This window comes from Candidatus Avoscillospira sp. LCP25S3_F1, from assembly GCF_052117125.1.
Lineage (GTDB): Bacteria > Bacillota > Clostridia > Oscillospirales > Oscillospiraceae > Avoscillospira_A.
This window is the reverse complement of sequence record NZ_JBQKJT010000063.1, coordinates 1-669: the sequence shown is the minus strand read 5'-3', so window position 1 is coordinate 669 and position 669 is coordinate 1. Positions and strand designations below refer to the sequence as shown.

The following is a 669-nucleotide window of genomic DNA, read 5'->3' as shown; positions in this document are numbered from 1 at the left end:
TAGGTCAGGATTTCCACCGTGCTCAAAGAAGTATCTGCGCATAGAAATGCTCGCAATGCCTGTGGTTTGTGAAAGGCATCCTTTGGATAGGTCATCAGAACCACTGCATTCTCCAGACCATTCAGCTTACCCTCATAGCGATAGACATAATACTGGCGATTGCCCACTGTGACGAGGCGGACAGCAGCATCTGTCTTATGAAGGAAAAGTGCAAACTGGCTGAGCTTCTGGCGAATGCCAGCAGGATAGAGAATACGGTTGGTTTTCAGTGCTCCTATGGTATAAAATCCTCTTTTTATGAATGAATCCATCACTTTTCCAGCAGTATACCAGCTATCACATAGAAAGTAAGAATGTACAGGTGCTATTGGTAACTCTTGTGCAAGATTGCATACCATTTGGATTTTAGACATGGATTTATCATACAAAAGCACTGTGTAGTTGAGTGTAATCCCATTGCAGGAGAGCAAAACAGCAATTGCCTGATGTCCATAATCCTGTTTCTTCTTCAAGTGAGACTGATGGAAGTATGCATTTTCAATAGGGTGTAAAGCCTGTGACGAAGGCTTTGTCCTGGATGCAATCGTATCATCCACAATGCAGAAGATTGGCTGCCCTGAACGTTCAGCTTCCTGGTAGATTACCCCAATGACCATTTGTTTCAAACTA

The 669-nt window shown here is 43.3% G+C and carries 1 protein-coding gene; it reads right to left on the bottom strand.

The annotated features are described in order from the left end of the window. The coding region (locus ACTQ33_RS17105) for a transposase (RefSeq protein ID WP_441465689.1) at positions 1 to 669 on the bottom strand (669 nt) is incomplete at both ends.